Origin of the sequence: Glutamicibacter nicotianae (genome assembly GCF_006539525.1) — a bacterium.
Lineage (GTDB): Bacteria > Actinomycetota > Actinomycetes > Actinomycetales > Micrococcaceae > Glutamicibacter > Glutamicibacter nicotianae.
The window spans coordinates 1-14,774 of sequence record NZ_BJNE01000016.1; the positions used below are offsets into that span (position 1 = coordinate 1).

General features: G+C 63.8%; 13 protein-coding genes and 1 pseudogene. 6 read left to right on the forward strand and 8 right to left on the reverse strand.

The features are described from left to right. A partial coding sequence (locus ANI01nite_RS16905; RefSeq protein WP_218024325.1) for a hypothetical protein occupies positions 1-339 on the forward strand: 339 nt, incomplete at its 5' end. A gap of 93 nt (positions 340-432) precedes the next feature. On the opposite strand, the gene ANI01nite_RS14045 is transcribed toward ANI01nite_RS16905, so the two are convergent. Continuing rightward, positions 433-1,197: a hypothetical protein gene (locus tag ANI01nite_RS14045; protein ID WP_141358701.1), complete on the reverse strand. Its 765-nt coding sequence runs from the start codon at positions 1,195-1,197 to the stop codon at positions 433-435. Positions 1,198-1,310: 113 nt separating this feature from the next. On the opposite strand from ANI01nite_RS14045, the gene ANI01nite_RS14050 reads away from it, so the two are divergent. Together ANI01nite_RS14050 and ANI01nite_RS14055 are read left to right on the forward strand one after the other, a co-directional pair. Further along, positions 1,311-2,501: an alanine racemase gene (locus ANI01nite_RS14050; RefSeq protein ID WP_141358702.1), complete on the forward strand. Its 1,191-nt coding sequence runs from the start codon at positions 1,311-1,313 to the stop codon at positions 2,499-2,501. Continuing rightward, entirely contained in the window at positions 2,498-3,799 is a 1,302-nt protein-coding gene (locus ANI01nite_RS14055; protein ID WP_255314549.1) for a D-arabinono-1,4-lactone oxidase, read from the forward strand. Before ANI01nite_RS14050 ends, ANI01nite_RS14055 begins: the two co-directional genes overlap by 4 nt. On the opposite strand, the gene ANI01nite_RS14060 is transcribed toward ANI01nite_RS14055, so the two are convergent. Further along, complete coding sequence (locus ANI01nite_RS14060; protein ID WP_141358704.1) at positions 3,796-4,833, reverse strand: endonuclease/exonuclease/phosphatase family protein; 1,038 nt, start codon at positions 4,831-4,833, stop codon at positions 3,796-3,798. The genes ANI01nite_RS14055 and ANI01nite_RS14060 overlap by 4 nt on opposite strands. Positions 4,834-4,906: 73 nt before the next feature. Beyond that, complete coding sequence (locus ANI01nite_RS14065) at positions 4,907-6,577, reverse strand: thiamine pyrophosphate-binding protein (RefSeq protein ID WP_141358706.1); 1,671 nt, start codon at positions 6,575-6,577, stop codon at positions 4,907-4,909. Positions 6,578-6,889: 312 nt separating this feature from the next. Between ANI01nite_RS14065 and ANI01nite_RS14070 the strand changes: the two genes are divergently transcribed. Next, on the forward strand, positions 6,890-7,171 hold the full coding sequence (locus tag ANI01nite_RS14070; protein WP_141358708.1) for a hypothetical protein: 282 nt from the start codon (positions 6,890-6,892) through the stop codon (positions 7,169-7,171). A 63-nt stretch (positions 7,172-7,234) separates the two neighbouring features. Here the strand turns inward: ANI01nite_RS14070 and ANI01nite_RS17170 are convergent, their stop codons facing one another. From ANI01nite_RS17170 to ANI01nite_RS14080, 3 genes and pseudogenes are all read right to left on the reverse strand, one after another. Beyond that, a complete protein-coding gene (locus ANI01nite_RS17170; RefSeq protein WP_307723213.1) occupies positions 7,235-7,441 on the reverse strand; it encodes a hypothetical protein in 207 nt (68 codons plus the stop codon). 114 nt (positions 7,442-7,555) lie between these two features. Continuing rightward, the gene (locus tag ANI01nite_RS17175) at positions 7,556-7,780 is read right to left on the reverse strand and encodes a shikimate kinase (protein WP_307723214.1); all 225 of its coding nucleotides are present in this window, start codon (positions 7,778-7,780) and stop codon (positions 7,556-7,558) included. Next, positions 7,777-8,034: pseudogene (locus ANI01nite_RS14080) on the reverse strand (enolase C-terminal domain-like protein); the annotation flags it as partial. The gene ANI01nite_RS17175 and the pseudogene ANI01nite_RS14080, both read right to left, overlap by 4 nt. 163 nt (positions 8,035-8,197) lie before the next feature. Between ANI01nite_RS14080 and ANI01nite_RS16865 the strand changes: the two are divergent. Then, the gene (locus ANI01nite_RS16865) at positions 8,198-8,440 is read left to right on the forward strand and encodes a glycoside hydrolase family 3 protein (protein WP_174787693.1); all 243 of its coding nucleotides are present in this window, start codon (positions 8,198-8,200) and stop codon (positions 8,438-8,440) included. 21 nt (positions 8,441-8,461) lie between these two features. Here ANI01nite_RS16865 and ANI01nite_RS14090 read toward each other — a convergent pair whose 3' ends face one another. Beyond that, on the reverse strand, positions 8,462-9,943 hold the full coding sequence (locus ANI01nite_RS14090; protein WP_141358710.1) for an amino acid permease: 1,482 nt from the start codon (positions 9,941-9,943) through the stop codon (positions 8,462-8,464). A gap of 357 nt (positions 9,944-10,300) precedes the next feature. On the opposite strand from ANI01nite_RS14090, the gene ANI01nite_RS14095 reads away from it, so the two are divergent. Continuing rightward, a complete protein-coding gene (locus tag ANI01nite_RS14095) occupies positions 10,301-11,761 on the forward strand; it encodes an HNH endonuclease (RefSeq protein WP_141358712.1) in 1,461 nt (486 codons plus the stop codon). A 123-nt stretch (positions 11,762-11,884) separates the two neighbouring features. On the opposite strand, the gene ANI01nite_RS14100 is transcribed toward ANI01nite_RS14095, so the two are convergent. Continuing rightward, the gene (locus ANI01nite_RS14100) at positions 11,885-14,716 is read right to left on the reverse strand and encodes an FAD-binding and (Fe-S)-binding domain-containing protein (RefSeq protein WP_174787694.1); all 2,832 of its coding nucleotides are present in this window, start codon (positions 14,714-14,716) and stop codon (positions 11,885-11,887) included. Between the last annotated feature and the right edge of the window lie 58 nt (positions 14,717-14,774).

Consider the following 14,774-nt stretch of genomic DNA (forward strand, 5'->3'; position numbering starts at 1 on the left):
TTACCGGTTCTTTACCCACCATTCCAGGCGGTAATTTCGTCCAGCGTTATATTCATATTCTATAACTTCGAATTCCTGAAAGTCAAATCCATTGTTTGTGATTTGAACCAGTATTCTTGGTTCCCATTCTTTTCAATTCCTTATCCACAAGACTGTGGAAAAACCTTGATTTTCTGGGGTTCTGCCGCCGTTTCACATCCGGTTATTTCTTCCGTTTTGTTCTCGGCGACAAGGAAAAACTATACACGGGTTTGCGGGGTGCTGCAAATCGGGTGGGTGGTTTTGGCGGGTGACCGTGCACACTTAATTTCGCAACGCCGATTAAAGCGCGAGTTCTAGCGGATCGGTACCCGAAAACATTTCATGCAACGCACGAAAAGACATCTTAAAAACGGAAGCCGACCACCAAGGTGGTCGGCAATCCCTGTACAGCTAGTCTTCGAGGATCTCAGCGTCGATGACCCGTGGATCATCCAGCGGCAACGAGCTGGGCACCACCGTAGGGATTCCCTCGAAGGCAACCGCGGCATTCTCGATCACGCGCTTGGCCATGTACCGATTGCCGACACCGCCGATGGCCGCGCCAACGCCAAACGGAACCAGTCGGCCCATGGTGCTGGCAGCCTGGGTGCCGATGATCTTGCGCAAGAACTTCTTCTGCATGGTGCGCTGCATGGCGGAGTAGATGCTCGTGGACTTGCCGGCACCGAAGGACTTGGCCCAGCCCTGGACCGGTCCTCCGCCGCGGCCTGCGGCTTGGGCAGTCAAGCCGGCAATCATTGTGCTGCCTTCCTCGCCCATCATGATGCCCATAACCAGCACTCGTGACCGATCCGGGTCTTCGATGGCAATGCCGTGCAGTTCTGCCAGGCTCTGCGCATACAGCGCAGAAGCTTCCAGGAAGCCCAGCGTTGCAGCAACGGAAAGGCCCAGCGCCACGCCGGTGCCGACAGCAGGAACGGCTGCGGTTCCACCCACGGCTGCACCGGTGCCGGTAACCACACGCAGGTAATCGCGCTCGACAATGGCTGCCAGCTCGGCTGCCGTGGCTTCCGGGTGCTTCTTGCGCAGCCGCTTAATGTAGGCAAGCACCAGCGGGCGCTGCACGCCGATGCCCTTCATGATGGCATCCTGCACGCCGGAGCGCGGCTTTCCATCCTTGCCAAGCAACGTCATTGAAATCGGATCGTTTTTCATGATGGCTCCAGCTTATCCGCAAGACCCTGAGAGTTGCCGTGAGCGCTCTGCCTTCACACAAGCGTCTTGAAAAATTCCTTGAAACTCCCCGATGCTGGTGAAAGAGTTGGCTTATGAAGAACGCTCAGGCCAAACGGTATAACCATGCCTTGAAAAGCGCCGGGATCTCGGAGCACCCGGTCGCTTTGCTCGATCTCGATGCCTTCGATTCAAACGTGATCGCCCTACGCGAACGGGCCGGCGGCGTGCCGATCCGCATCGCTTCCAAGTCCCTGCGTGTACGCAAGGCGTTGGAGCGGGCGCTCGACGAGCCAGGCTTCCGGGGCGTTCTCTGCTTCACGTTGGCCGAAGCATTATGGCTGGCCAGCCACGGTTTGAAGGACTTGGTGGTTGCGTACCCGCAAACGGATGCCGAAGCGATCAGCCGGTGGGCGGCCAGCGAGCAGGCCTGCGAAGCTGTCACCCTCATGGTGGATACCGAAGAGCAGCTGGACCTGATCGACAGAATCGCGCCGGGGCACCCGGCATTGAAGGTCGCCTTGGAACTGGATGCCGCCTATTACCCCAGCGGCAATATCCGCATCGGCGCCGCACGTTCGCCGCTGAGCCGGCCGGAACAGGTCGCGGCGCTGGCCGCCGAGGTGCACCGTCGCCGCAACTTCATCCTGGACGGGTTGATGGGCTACGAATCCCAGATCGCTTCGGTTCCCGATGGAGGGTTCAGCCCCAAGGCGCTGATCGCGCGCAAGCTGCGCCAAGCCAGCGCCGCCGAACTGGCCGAGCGCCGGGCCGAAACCGTGGAATTGGTCCGGGAGCTGGGCGAGCTGCGTTTCGTGAATGCCGGCGGCACAGGTTCGGTGGAAAGCGCTGTCCAAGAACCCGCTATCACCGAGATTGCCGCGGGTTCAGGGCTGTTCGCGCCCGCGCTGTTCGATTCCTATCGCGCATTCCGACCCGCCCCTGCCCTGTATCTGGGCTTCCCTGTGGTCCGCCGTCCCGATGAGCGAACAGTCACCATCCTCGGAGGCGGTTGGACCGCATCGGGTCCAGCCGGCAAGGACCGGCTGCCAAGAATCGAGCACCCAAAGAAGCTGCGCTATCTGTCCATGGAAGGAGCCGGCGAGGTGCAGACCCCGCTCACCGGCCCCAGCGCACACCGCATCGCCATTGGCGAAACGGTCTGGCTGCGCCATTCCAAGGCCGGCGAACCTGCGGAACGGGTTAATAAGGTGGCGGTGTATTCCAAGGGCAAGATCATCGAGCAGTGGCCCACCTACCGCGGGGAAGGCAAAGCATTCCTGTGAGCACCTTCAAGAACTTCGCGCGCACCGTTGTCGCGCACCCGGCAGCCATCCGTTCCCCGCGCAGCATCGCGGAATTGGCGCAGGTCCTGGAACAGGCCGCCGACCTGGAGCAGCCGGTGCGTGCGATCGGCGCAGGCCATTCCTTCACGCCGCTGGCGGCTACCGACGGCATCTTGCTGAACCTGGATGGCTTCCAGGGAATCGAGGAAGTCGACGCCCTCACCCACGAGGTGACCTTCCGCGCCGGGACCCGGCTATGGCAGATCCCCGCACTGCTCAAGCCCTTCAATCTCGCGTTGGAGAATATGGGCGATATCGACAGGCAATCTGTAGCCGGAGCCATCAGCACCGGCACCCACGGCACCGGCCTGCGATTCAGCGGATTCAGCGGAACGGTCACCGGGGTGCAGCTCCTGCTGGCCGATGGCACCCACCTGCGTGCCAACTCTCAGGAGAACACCGAACTATTCGAGGCCTCCCGGCTTGGCCTGGGAGCGCTGGGGGTGCTCACCCACGTGCGGCTGCGCTGCGTCCCGCACTACATGATGCGTGCGGAGGAAATCATCGAACCCATCGGGCTGATCGCCGAAAGCTTCGTCGAGCGCGCACGGGAAGAAGACCATCTGGAATTCTTCTGGTTCCCGGGCACCGGCAAAGCCCAGGTGAAGATCAATACCCGCCTCGACGGCCAAGTCCCGACCGAGCAGCCGCCGGCGGCAGCCCGCTGGCTGAATGATGAAGTTGTCTCCAATGGCGCATTGCAGCTGCTCAGCTCGGTGAGCGCGGCGCTGCCGAAGACCACGCCAGCCTTGGCCAAGGTGGCGTGCGCAGCGTTGCCCGAAAGCAGCCGCATCGCACCGTGGAACGAAGTGTTCACCAGTGCGCGGCGGGTGCGTTTCACCGAAATGGAATATGCGCTCCCGCTGGCCAACTTCGATGAGGCTTTCGCCAGGGTGCGGGCGTACTTCAAGCGTTCGGGAACCGGGGTCTTCTTCCCTGTCGAGGTGCGCACCGCGGCCGAGGATTCCACCTGGCTGGGAACTGCCAGCGGCCGGCAAACTGCATATATAGCCGTGCACCGCTACATTCGCGATCAGGCTCCGGGATACTTTGCAGCCATGGAAGAGATCTTCCGCTCCCTGGGCGGCCGGCCGCACTGGGGCAAGGAGCATACGCTTCAGGCTGGGGAATTGGCTCAGCTCTACCCGAAGTTCAGCGATTTCACGCGGGTTCGCCAGGCTGCCGATCCGGAGGGCAGATTCCTCAATCCGTATCTGCGCAGCTTGCTCGGCGCCTAGAATTGGATGTCGGCCCAGATCAGCGGGCTTGATTCCTTCGCGAAGTCGGGGACTGTTCCCGGCAACGCCTGGGAAGTGCTCGGCTGGTTCTCCTTGATGCGGCCCTGGCCCAATACCTGCCAGGTTTCGCTCGGCACCAGGTAGCTGCCCGAATCATTGACAGCGTTCGCGTGCTTGAGTTCCTTGAGGAAAGGGTCAACGCGATCAGCGGAGCCATCTTGCAGGCCCAGTGCACCGGCAATGACAAAGCGGTCTTCGCCCACGCCTTCTGCATGTTCGCCCTCGTCGGTGCGAACATAGTTCTCGCCGGAGAGATAGCCGTCGATGACCTTCAGCTCGTCCATCTGGCGTGCCTTGGCGAATTCCTCATCCTGCGCATCCGGCTGGGTTTGCGTCGCCAGGATATGCACCGGCTCGCCACGGTACTGGATGGGAATGTCCCATAGGCCGGTGCTCATCACGGGGATGGACGCTGCCAGCACGCCGGATAAGTCGGTGTGGTGCAGCATGTCGTTGGCAACGTGTTGCCACTTGAGCTGGGAAACGCTGGCGACCTGCTCTTGGGCGATCGGGTACTTCGACAGCACGACGATCGACCCCTGCTCCGCGAATGCGGCCTGGCCCCACGCGTCCTCGGCGCTGCCGATCACGCCGTCGGCGTTCAAGTCGGCGCCGCTTTGCAGGCCTTTGGAGCCCACCGCCAGATAGGAATACCCGTAGTCCACGTCGGCGCGGTCGTCGCCCAGATTGTTCAGATAGTTCTCATTGAGCGCGTCAACTGCCTCTTGGGTGGCGTCCATATCCGTCAGCACCACCACGTCCGCGTTGGCGCTGCTGATCTTGTCCGCAACCTGGGCTGCCTGCCGGTCGGTTCCGCGCATCAGGGCCGCGGGCAGCTCTTCGGGGGTTTCGCCGGTGAGATTTGCCTGGATGGTTGCCACGCGCAGCGAGGTCTCCGAAAGCTGCGCGGCATTGGCGCCTGCTGGGTCGCCGGGTCCGGTGGGTGCGGCAAGTGCGCCGGTTGCGGGGAGCATCAGAAGTGCCCCTAAACCCAGGCTCGCTGTTCCGACTAATAACTTGCGCACCCATCCACCCTACGACGTTCAGCTACCGCTTTCCAGCACCTTTACCGGATTGTAATGCCGCAGCCGCAGCGGCCTTCTTGTTCGCGGAAAGGACTTCTTCCATATACGGGGCACGCACATGCGTGGATACCCGGGCGTCCACCAGGCATACGCCGCGGGCGCCTGCATCAACCCACTGCTGCACGGCGGCGAGGTCTTCCAGCGTGCCAACGCGGATTCCGGTCGCTCCCATGGAGTTGGCAATGCCGGCAAAATCCACGGTAGGGATCAGCATCGGGTCTTCGTGCAGGCCGACGGATCCGTACTGGTGGATTTCCGCACCATAGGCGGAGTCGTTGTAGATGACGATGACGCCGCTTTCCACGGTGCGCACGATCGATTCGAGGTCTGCCAGGCCCATCAGGAATCCGCCATCTCCGGCGGCCAGCACGACCGTGCGGCCTTCCGCCGCCGGGGCCGCACCCACCATGGAGGCGATGCCCAGGCCGATGGACTGGTAGGCGGTTCCCACACAGGCCAGGGAGCGCGCACCGGAAGTCGACCAGTACATCGGACCCCAGCCGATGAAGTGCCCGCCATCCTGCACCAGCACGCGGTTGGCCGGCAGGATATCCTGCAGCTCGCTGGCCACGCGGCGCGGATCCAGCTGCCCGTCGGAGGCCTGGTCGTCGCCGGCGGGGCGGCTGCGCAGCTCGGACAGGTCAAGGCCTGCGCGCCATGCGTCATCGGCTTGCTCCACGGCACCGAGCAGGTCCGCGGCAGCCAGGGCCGCATCGCCGGTGGCGAAGTAGTCGACGCGTGGATTGGTGGCCGCGCATCCCAGATCGATCTGGATCAGGGTGGCATCGTCTGCCACTAGCTCGCCGAAGCGCATGGTGAACTGGTTCAGCGAGGCGCCGAGCACCAGTACGGTATCTGCCTGCGCGATGATCGCGGCGTTGGCCTCCGTGGAGAACCCTCCGGTGATGCCCAGGTCGAACTCGTAGTCCAGCAGGTCGCGGGCCAGCAGCGTGCCCGAGGTGGTGGCCCCCAGCTTCTGAGCCAGCGCCTGGACCTGCTCGGCGGCATCAATTGCGCCGCGGCCATAGAGGATGTGGGTGCGCTGCGAGGCGTTGAGCTTGGCAGCGATCTGCTCCAGCTGGGTGGAGTTCAACTGCGGCGCCGGCGGGGTGCTGCGCAGGGAGGCGAAATCGGGAAGCTGCTCTTCGAGGGAATCCAGCGCTGCCAGGTCGTAGGGAATGGCCAGGACCACCGGCAGCTGCTCGCGCAGCGCATGGGCCGCCGCCTCAAGGGCGGTCGCACCCGGGGTGCTGCGGTCGACGACGTAGCGGGGCGCCCGCACCGCGGCATCGATCGCGGCCTGGTCCACGTCCCAGCCGCGCAGGCCCGACGTCGGCGCGTCGCCGGTGACGAACAGCAGCGGGGTCCGCGCCGCGGCGGCCTCGGCCAGGGCAGTGGTGGTGTTGGTGTAGCCGGCACCGTAGGTGGTGGAGGCGATGGCCAGCTTGTTGGAGATGCGGAAGTACGCGTCGGCGGCCGAAACGGCGGCCGACTCATGGCGCACTGCGGTGTAGTCGAAGCCTGCACGCACCGCGGCGTCGAGGAAGTGGGCGTTGCCGTTGCCCATCAATCCGAAAATTCGCGGGGCCAGGGGCTTGAGGGCATGGGCAATGGCAGCTGAAACGCTGGACATTATGGACTCTTTTCAAGAAATCGTGCTGAAGAAATTCCATATATGTCTGCCGTTACCGGTTGCTTCACCGCAACGGGTATCGCCCCTTTTGAGAGCGCCGGAACCAGCTGGAGCCGTGTTCCTGACTCACTGATGATAATGCAGGGATCCTGCTCGGCGCTAGGAGCCGGTGACCGCGACCCGGAAAGCCAGGGAGGCAAACTCCTCCAAAAGTACCATGTACAGCAATCTCCATTCTCGATAAGATCAAGATAACTCTTAGTTGACTTGAACCTTATAAGGCAACCATCGAACCTTATCGAGAGGGAACGCATGCTGAAGTTCTTCGGGATCACCACTGGCGCATCGGCCAGCGGCAAAGTCCGCGCATGGCAGGGCGTGGACCGCAAGCACCGGGGCATCGCCTTCGCCGTGTCGCTGGTGCTGGCATCGGCCGCGTTCCTGGCCGCCCGCTGGCTGCTCTCGGGCCTGCCGCCCGAGCACTCCCTGCCTTATGTTCCCTGGCTTGCCGCCGCGGCCCTGCTGCTCATCAGCACCCTGGTGGCCGAGCGCTCGATGATCAGCAACCAGCCGGCCGAAGCTGGCGGCATCTAGGCGCAAAAAAGCTGGGGGAAGATACGGGCAACCCGTATCTTCCCCCAGCTTCGCGCCAACCGGCTAGGCGTTGCCCAGCCAATCGGCGGCGTCGTTGACCAGCTGCTGAGGCGAGGCCGAAATATCCAGCACCACGCCGCGCTCGTCAGCCTGCAGCTCGTCAAGCGTCTCGAACTGGGATTTCAGCAGCTCCACCGGCATGAAGTGCCCGGTGCGCTCGGCCATGCGCTGGGACAGCAGCTCGAAGCTGCCGTTCAAATGGATGAACACCGTATCCGGCGCCTGCGCCCTGATCTGGTCGCGGTACTTGCGCTTGAGCGCAGAGCACGCAATGATCAGCGGCTTGCCATCCTCGGCGGCCAGCCGCCTGCCGATTTCGCCGAGTCACGGTTCGCGGTCTGCATCATCCAGCGGGATGCCGGCAGACATCTTCGCGATATTCGCCTGCGGATGCAGGGAATCCCCGTCGAGGAACTCCGAGGCGATCCGCTGGCCCAGCAGCTCGCCCACGGTGGATTTGCCGCAGCCGGAGACCCCCATGACCACGATGCGTCCGGCCCCGGTGCCCGATGGCGCCGACAGCGGCTTGTCCATGATCGCCTCGCTCACCAGTCGTGCACCGTGCCGTCAACCAGGCGGTTGTACGGCAGGTAGGCCTGCTGGTACGGGTAGGACAGCGCGGCTTCCTCGTTGAACTCGACGCCCAGGCCAGGCTTGTCGCCAGGGTGCAGGTAGCCGTCCTTGAAGGTCATCGACTGCTCGAAAACGGTGTTGGTGGCGTCCGAGTGCTGCATGTACTCCTGGATGCCGTAGTTGTGGATGGCCAGGCCCACGTGCAGCTGGGCGGCGAAGCCCACCGAAGACGGCCTGCGCTTCGGCGACTCGCTGCCATGGGAATCGAGCATCCTAGACTTCTCCGGGATGGCCGTCCGAGTCCTGGGAGATCGGCTCCTCGCTGAATACCATCAAGCAGGTCATGAGCGAGGTCGATGACTCGAGCAAGGTCGTGCTGCACGTGTACTTCCGATGCCATTCGTCATGGACGAGGCCAGCGGCCTGCGCGATGCAGGCGCCATCGTCGTCGGCTTCGGCATGTCCGACACCGCGCTGATGGATAGCCTCTCGGGCAAGTTCGCCCCGCAGGGACGCATGCCGTTCGCGCTGGCCGGCACCCGCGAGTCGATCACCGAGCAGTTCAGCGACTTGCCTGGCTATGCGCAAACCGCCGACGGCGCGCTGTTCGAGTACGGTTTCGGGCTCAGCTACTAGGTAATGAAGCGTGCTGCGCGGCTACCGCGCGTTTGCGTGGCTGGCCGCGTAGTCCTGCGCGCTGAGCTGCCCCAGGCGCGAACGGCGCCGTCCGTAGCCCAGGTAGAGCGCCACGCCGACGATCATCCAGATGATGAACACCAGCCAGGTGTGCCAGCCCAGCTGGCTCATCAGGAACAGGCAGGCGAAGATGCCCAGGATCGGGGTGACCGGATACAGCGGCAGCTTGAACGTCCGCGGGGCCTGCGGCTGCTTGCGGCGCAGGTAGATCACCGAGGCGCCAACCAGCGCGAAGGCGAACAGCGTGCCGATGCTGGTGGCGTCGGCCAGCGCGCCCAGCGGGATGAACCCGGCGGTGATCGCCACCAGGATGCCGGTGATCCAGGTGCCGGCGACCGGGGTGCCGGTGCGGTTCGACACCTTGCCGAACACCGGCGGCACCAGCCCGTCGCGCGACATGGCCAGGAGGATGCGGGTCTGGCCGTAGAGCACGGTCAGCACCACCGATGCGATGGCCAGCACGGCGGCCACGGCGAAGGCCAGCACGAAGATCGGCTGGCCGGTCAGTTCGCCGACGATCTGCACCAGCGGCGCCTGGGCGCCTTCGAACCAGTTCCATTCGCGCGCGCCGATCGCCGAAACTGCCACCAGCACGTAGGTGATGGTCACGATCAGCATCGAGAGCATGATGGCCCGGGGCAGATCGCGCTTCGGGTTCTTCGCTTCCTCGCCGGCCGTCGAGGCGGCGTCGAAGCCGATATAGGAGAAGAACACGCTCGATGCCGCCGCGGTCACGCCGGCCGCGCCCATCGGCAGCAGCGGCTCGAAGTTGCCCGCGTTGAAGGCGCTGAAGGCGACGACCGAGAAGAAGATCAGGATGCCTGCCTTGATGGCCACGACGATCGAGTTCACGATGGCCGATTCGCGCGCCCCGCGCACCAGCAGCACGGTGGCCAGCACGACGACGATCAGCGCCGGCAGGTTCACCGCCCCGCCCTCGGCCGGGCCTCCAGCCAGCGCCGCAGGCAGCTCCATGCCGAAGGTGCGCAGCGTTTCATTCACGTACTGGCCCGCGCCGACGGCCACCGCGGCCACGGACACGGCGTATTCGAGCACCAGGCACCAGCCGCAGATCCAGGCGATGCCTTCGCCCATGGTCGCATAGGAATAGGAGTAGCTGGAGCCGGACACCGGGACCATGCCGGCCATTTCGGCGTAGGACATCGCCGAAAGCAGCGCGGTGATGCCGGCGATCACGAACGAGATCCAGATGGCCGGACCGGCGATCGGCACGGTATCGCCAAGGATCACCAGGATTCCGGTGCCCATGGTGGCGCCGACGCTGATCATGGTCAGCTGCCACATGCCCAGGGTGCGGCGCAGTTGGCCTGCTCCTGCATTGGTTTCTGCCTCGGCGATCATATTCGTGATCGACTTGCGGCGGCGCAGCTGCGCGCCCAGCAAGGTGGCCGGGCCGGCGCTCACGGATGGTTTGCGATTCATCGCGGATCCTCAATGGGGTGGTATTGCCGCCGCGCCCCGTCCCAGGATGCGGACGGGCGCTGCGCGTGGAAGTTCTGAACTGGAATATCATGTCACGGCCCGATCCGTCCCAGCTGTTCCAGAATCCAACAATTTTTCGCCAATTGTGCCCTCTTCTTGGGGTTTAACCGAAATCTTGGTCCATGCGGAATCCGTGCACTGAGATGGAATTCATTATCTGGAGTGCATAATTATGCACAAATCGCCGCACGCCACCCGCACCGCAGGCGCCCCGATCCTCCCTGCGCACATCGAAAACCACCGAGGTTTTCCACAATATTAGAAGACATATTCGAGCAATAGAAGTACAATTAGAACATGTCCGAAGCAAAGGCGCACGGAAACGGCCTGACCCCACCAGCACCCCCAGATGCCTTCGACCTGCATCTGGACCAGCTGAACGACGACCTCGTCCAGCTCGAAGAACACGGCACCAAAGCCGAATGCGCCCACGCCATCGAAGGCCTCGAAGCACTAGCCTCCTATATCCGCTACCGGCAGGCCTGCCTCTCCCACCAGATCGAGAAGGACTTCGTGCGCGACCACGAGGAACGCGGCGTCCACATGGATGACCAAACCCGTGGCGCCGCCGCCTGCGTTGCACTGGCCCGCAAGCAATCCCCGCACGGCATGCGCAACTACCTGGTCAACTGCCGCATCCTCTTCGAAGACACCCCTCACCTGGCCGCCGCCTGTTCCCGCGGAGAATTCACCGAAGCGCAAGCCCAGGCCATCCTGACCCCGCTCCAGGACCTCAGAGCCCAGCGCCGCACCGAATTCGACCAGTATTTTGCCCAGAACCCCGACATGTTCGAGTCCATGGGCACCCGCCAAATCACGCAAACCGTGCGCAAATTCGTCCTTTCCTACACCTCTGATCAGGAATCCATCAAGCAGAAAACCGTCGAGGAAGACCGCAACCTCACCCTGGAAATCGACCAGCAGCGCGGCTGCATCAAGATTCGCGGCGAGTACCCCCTGCTGCCCGGCATGTGCCTCAAGCGCTACCTGGACGAGGAATCCAAGACCCTGCGCAAGAAAGGCGACCCGCGCACCCGCACCCAGATCCGCGCCGATTTGCTCTTCAGCTACATGATGATCGGCGAACCCTCCAAAATGCCCGTCGCCCTGAACATCGGGGTGATCATGACCGATCGGTCCCTGTTCGCCGGCGAACGCAAACCAGCGCTATTGGAAGGCTACGGCTACATCCCTGCCCAGAGCGTGCGTGAATGGATCGGCGGGCACCAGATCCCCAATGACCTGACCTTCGAGCAGATGGAAGCGAAAGTCACCCGCGAAAACATCGAGCAAATCGAAGTGCGCACCGAACTCGCCCGCTTCTACACCGCGCCGGGCGACCAGGAACTCATTTCCATGGACTCCAAGGCGCGGCTCTTCCCGGAGAAGCTCAAGAAGTTCATCGCCGTACGCGACCGGCACTGCCGAACCCCGTTCTGCGACGGCATCGTTGAAGAAATAGACCACGTCAAGCAATACGCCCGCGGCGGCAAAACCACCGTGTCCAACGGCGATGGCCGCTGCGCGGCCTGCAACAAGGCCAAGCAAGCCGCCGGATGGTACGAATACACCACCTACGGCAACGGGCACAGCATCACCATTTGCCCCGGCTCGGCCATGTCCTACAAATCCACCGCACCACCAGCCACCGGGTACGCGCACAAGCCATTCCCGCAACTGATGCGCGACGGCACCTGGCTGCAAAAACTCAAAGAACGGCTGAGGCCGCCTGATGACCCCGAATGTGTCGCCGCCTGATAGGCGGCAGGCAACTACTGCGCACTCTCTTGGCTAGCAATCCGGTTGAAACCGCTGGCTTCGGACCGCAGGATATGGCGAAGCCGCCTGGAAGTTGCCTCCCAGGCGGCTTGGTTCCGGACTCTACTTGCCGGCGGCTTCTGCCAGCAGTTCAACGATGTGCCGGTATTCCTTGCCCGTCGCCCGGGTCATGCCCAGTTCGCAGGTGCGGTTGCATGAAGCGTGTTCCTGCGCATCCAGTTCACGGACCTCAGCTGCCTCGCGAGCGGTAGCCGACTCGGTCAGCTCCGGATGCAGCATTCCACGGTCGCCAGCATAACCGCAGCAGCCCCAGTTCACCGGGGTGTTCACGGTATCTGCCACAGCCTCGGCGATCTTCTGCATGTCCGGATTCAGGCCCATCTGCGTGGAGGAGCAGGTCGGGTGCAAGGTGACCGAGGAGATCTTGTGCAGCTCTGGCAGCTTGTCCAGCAGGTGCTGCGAAGTGAATGCCAGCAGGTCAACCACGTCATAGCCGTGCTCGGCCAGGGTATGCGCAAACCCTTCGGTGCAGCTGGAGGCGTCCGAGATGATTGGCAGGTTCTTGCCAGGCATGGCGGCGCGGACTTCTTCCAGCACGCGCTGGCCCATGACTTCATGGCCCTGCGCGTAGCCCTTGGAAGTCCATGGAGTGCCGCAGCAGGTGGATTCGATGCCCTCCGGAACATAAACCGAGACTCCGGCGGCGTGCAGCAGCTTGGTGAACGACGATGCAACACCTTCCCCGTCGCCGGCCGGGCCGAACATCGAGTTCACGCAGGCAGGCAGGTAGATGGCCAGCGGCTCGGTGCCCGCGGCACCTAGGTTCCCGGCCATCGGCTTGCGCGCCTTGCCGCCGGCAGGCAGTTCAGCGTCGTAGCGCGGCATGACGTCGGTGCTGACCACCTTGCGGGCAGCATCGGTAACGCCGCGGACCAGCGACGTCGGGAACTTGTCGGCGACGCTCAGGGCCAGCGAACCAGCCCGGGTGGCCCCGCCCCAGCCCTTGGCCGCGGCCTTGAAGCCGGCTTCCAGCACAGGGTGCGCGTCTTCGCGGCGCAGGCGCTTGACCAGCAGGCCGGTGTTGATGCCGACCGGGCAAGCGGTGACGCACATGCCGTCAACGGCGCAGGTCTGCACGCCGTTGTACGCGTAGTCGCGCTCAAGCTCGGCAGCCAGCTCGGTGTTGCCCTCGGCTTCGGCCTTGGCGATGGCCCGGCGCACGACGATGCGCTGGCGCGGGGTCAAGGTCAGGTCTTTGGACGGGCAGACCGGCTCGCAGTAGCCGCATTCCACGCAATGGTCGGCCTCGACCTCGATGGTCTCGTTGAGCTTGATATTGCGGATGTGCGCGGCATGGTCCTCGTCGATGATCACCCCGGGGTTCATCATCAGGCGCGGATCGCAGGCTGCCTTCAGTTCCAGGTGCACCTCGTAGAGCTCATCGCCGTACTGCGCGCGGACGAATGGCGCCATGGCGCGACCGGTACCGTGCTCCGCCTTAAGGTTGCCGTCCTTGTCCAGGATCAGCTGGACCATCTTGTCGTTGAAGGAGTTGTAGCGGTTCAGCGCTGTATCGCCTTCGAAGCGGTCGGTTAGCATGAAGTGGATGTTGCCATCCTTGGCGTGGCCGAAGATCACCGAATCCTCGTAGCCGTACTCGGTGAACAGCTCCTGCAGGCTGCCGCAGGTTTCAGCCAAGGTCTCGACCGGGACGACGACGTCTTCGAGCAGCGCGGTGGTACCGGTGGCGCGGGCGCCGGCCACCGATGCATACAGTCCCTTGCGGAATTTCCAGGCGGCCTGGCGGTTCTTGGCATCCGGGGAGAGGATCGCCGGGGCGCGCAATGCGGCTGCGTCCAGCAGCGACTGGCCAGCTGTGCGCAGCCCTGCCAGCTCCTCTTCTGAGTCCGCATGGTATTCGACCAGCAAGGCGGCCTGCTGGTCGACCTCGAAGCCCATGATGGCTTCGGGCACGCCGGGCAGCGACTGGCCCACGCGCAGCGAGGTGGAGTCCATCAGCTCCAGCGTAGCTGCGCCGGAATCCACGAGTTCGGGCAGTGCGCGGGTGGCCAGATCCAGGTTGTCGAAGACCGCCAGGGTGGCGATGGCCAGCTTGCGGATCGGCACGGTGCGGAAAACCGCCTCCGCAACGAAGGCCAGGGTGCCCTCGGAGCCGATGATCAGGTGGGCCAGCAGCTCGGCCGGGGTGTCGTAGTCCAGGAAGGCGTTGATGCCGTAGCCCATGGTGTTCTTCAACCCGAAGTGCTTCTCGATCTTGGCCACCGATGCAGGGTTGCTGCGCACGCGCTTGACCAGCTTGTCCAGGGTGGCGACCAGCTGCGGCTCGGCGGCGGCCAGCTTGCGGTCGGCCTCGGGATCCGCGGTGTCGATCATGGTGCCCGAAGGCAGGACGAACGTCATGGATTCCAGGGTGCGGTAGGTGTTGAACTCGGTTCCGCAGGCCATGCCCGAGGAGTTGTTCGCGATCACGCCGCCGATGGTGCAGGCCGCCTCGCTGGCCGGATCCGGCCCGAGCTTGCTGCCATAGACGGCCAGGCGGGCGTTGACCTGGCGGACGGTGGCGCCTGGCTGCACGCGCACGCGTGCTCCGTTGTCGAGCACGGTAATGCCGCGGAAGTTGCGGCGCACGTCGATCATCAGGCCGTCGCCGCTGGCCTGTCCGGCCAATGAGGTGCCGCCGGAGCGCAGGGTGACCGGCTGGTTGTTCCGCGCGGCCGCTGCAAGCAGCGCGGAGACTTCCGCGGCATCCTTGGCCAGCACGACAGCTTGCGGGGTGTACAGGTAGTGCGAGGCATCCGAGGCATAGGCGACGCGATCGATGGATCGGGTCTTGACACGGTCCTGGTCGCCGACCAAGTCGAGGATTCCGGATGAAACCGTCGTTTCTCCGAGTGCTGGCGTGCTCAATGCCATGGTGCGCTCCTGTGCAGTTGGCAAGCAGAACTTGCCGAATACGGAAATTGTCTTACAA

What these genes read in the sequence shown, in the direction of transcription:
- ANI01nite_RS14100 (WP_174787694.1), bottom strand. Translation starts at nt 14,716, where the DNA reads ATGGCATTGAGCACGCCAGCACTCGGAGAAACGACGGTTTCATCCGGA.
- ANI01nite_RS14090 (WP_141358710.1), bottom strand. Translation starts at nt 9,943, where the DNA reads ATGAATCGCAAACCATCCGTGAGCGCCGGCCCGGCCACCTTGCTGGGC.
- ANI01nite_RS14065 (WP_141358706.1), bottom strand. Translation starts at nt 6,577, where the DNA reads ATGTCCAGCGTTTCAGCTGCCATTGCCCATGCCCTCAAGCCCCTGGCC.
- ANI01nite_RS16865 (WP_174787693.1), top strand. Translation starts at nt 8,198, where the DNA reads ATGCCATTCGTCATGGACGAGGCCAGCGGCCTGCGCGATGCAGGCGCC.
- ANI01nite_RS14050 (WP_141358702.1), top strand. Translation starts at nt 1,311, where the DNA reads ATGAAGAACGCTCAGGCCAAACGGTATAACCATGCCTTGAAAAGCGCC.
- ANI01nite_RS14060 (WP_141358704.1), bottom strand. Translation starts at nt 4,833, where the DNA reads ATGCTCCCCGCAACCGGCGCACTTGCCGCACCCACCGGACCCGGCGAC.
- ANI01nite_RS14095 (WP_141358712.1), top strand. Translation starts at nt 10,301, where the DNA reads ATGTCCGAAGCAAAGGCGCACGGAAACGGCCTGACCCCACCAGCACCC.
- ANI01nite_RS14070 (WP_141358708.1), top strand. Translation starts at nt 6,890, where the DNA reads ATGCTGAAGTTCTTCGGGATCACCACTGGCGCATCGGCCAGCGGCAAA.
- ANI01nite_RS14045 (WP_141358701.1), bottom strand. Translation starts at nt 1,197, where the DNA reads ATGAAAAACGATCCGATTTCAATGACGTTGCTTGGCAAGGATGGAAAG.